Here is a 1,756-nt window from a genome sequence, read left to right as displayed (position 1 = left end):
ACAAGGGAATTGTTCCCTGAAAACTGAAGACTCATCAAGTTCAAACCGTTTCTAGATCAAAGCCTCGACCGATTAGTATCATTCAGCTCCACACGTCGCCGTGCTTCCACCCATGACCTATCTACCTCATCGTCTCTGAGGGGTCTTTCTTGATTGCTCAAAGGGAAATCTCATCTCGGAGGGGGCTTCATGCTTAGATGCTTTCAGCACTTATCCCGTCCGCACGTAGCTACCCAGCGATGCTCCTGGCGGAACAACTGGTACACCAGCGGTGCGTCCATCCCGGTCCTCTCGTACTAAGGACAGCTCTCCTCAAATTTCCTGCGCCCACGACGGATAGGGACCGAACTGTCTCACGACGTTCTGAACCCAGCTCGCGTACCGCTTTAATGGGCGAACAGCCCAACCCTTGGGACCTACTCCAGCCCCAGGATGCGATGAGCCGACATCGAGGTGCCAAACCTCCCCGTCGATGTGGACTCTTGGGGGAGATCAGCCTGTTATCCCCAGGGTAGCTTTTATCCGTTGAGCGATGGCCCTTCCATGCGGAACCACCGGATCACTAAGCCCGACTTTCGTCCCTGCTCGACTTGTAGGTCTCGCAGTCAAGCTCCCTTCTGCCTTTGCACTCTGCGAATGATTTCCAACCATTCTGAGGGAACCTTTGGGCGCCTCCGTTACTGTTTAGGAGGCGACCGCCCCAGTCAAACTACCCGCCTGACACGGTCCTCCAGCCGGATCACGGCTGCGAGTTAGAGACTCTATACGCAAAGGGTGGTATCCCAAGGATGTCTCCACCGAAGCTGGCGCTCCGGCTTCACAAACTCCCACCTATCCTGTACATCGCGTACAAAGCCTCAATATCAGGCTGTAGTAAAGCTCCATGGGGTCTTTCCGTCCTGTCGCGGGTAACCTGCATCTTCACAGGTACTATGATTTCACCGGGTCTCTCGTTGAGACAGTGCCCAAATCGTTACGCCTTTCGTGCGGGTCGGAACTTACCCGACAAGGAATTTCGCTACCTTAGGACCGTTATAGTTACGGCCGCCGTTTACTGGGGCTTCGGTTCAGTGCTTCTCTTGCGATGACACATCCCCTTAACCTTCCAGCACCGGGCAGGCGTCAGCCCCTATACTTCATCTTGCGATTTAGCAGAGACCTGTGTTTTTGCTAAACAGTCGTTTGGGCCTATTCACTGCGGCTTATGTTGCCATAAGCGTCCCTTCTCCCGAAGTTACGGGACCATTTTGCCGAGTTCCTTAACGAGAGTTATCCCGCGCGTCTTAGAATTCTCATCTCGCCTACCTGTGTCGGTTTACGGTACTGGCGCCGACCTCCTTACTAGAGGCTTTTCTTGGCAGCGTGAAATCCGGTACTTCGCCCTACGGGCTCCACATCACAGCTCAACCTTGTGTGCCGGGCGGATTTGCCAACCCGACGGCCTCGCTGCTTGTCCGTGCACTTCCAGTCGCACGGTTACCTTATCCTTCTGCGTCCCCCCATCGTTCAAACGGTGGTACGGCGGTACAGGAATATCAACCTGTTGTCCATCGCCTACGCCTTTCGGCCTCGGCTTAGGTCCAGACTAACCCTGAGCGGACGAGCCTTCCTCAGGAAACCTTGGGCTTTCGACGGAGGGGATTCTCACCCCTCTTTTCGCTACTCACACCGGCATTCTCACTTCCAAGCGCTCCACGGCTCCTCACGATACCGCTTCACTGCTGCTTGGAACGCTCCCCTACCATTCCTTACGGAA

At 55.1% G+C, this 1,756-nt stretch carries 1 rRNA gene (only partly in view); it reads right to left on the bottom strand.

Going from position 1 to position 1,756, the window contains the following annotated elements:
• Positions 1-52: 52 nt before the first annotated feature.
• Positions 53-1,756, bottom strand: a 23S ribosomal RNA gene (locus tag A6395_RS08165) (it continues 1,210 nt past the right edge of the window).

Source organism: Exiguobacterium sp. SH31 (assembly GCF_001816105.1).
GTDB classification, from domain to species: domain Bacteria; phylum Bacillota; class Bacilli; order Exiguobacteriales; family Exiguobacteriaceae; genus Exiguobacterium; species Exiguobacterium aurantiacum_A.
Note: the sequence above shows the minus strand (reverse complement) of the source record. Positions and strands in the feature narration are given on the sequence as shown.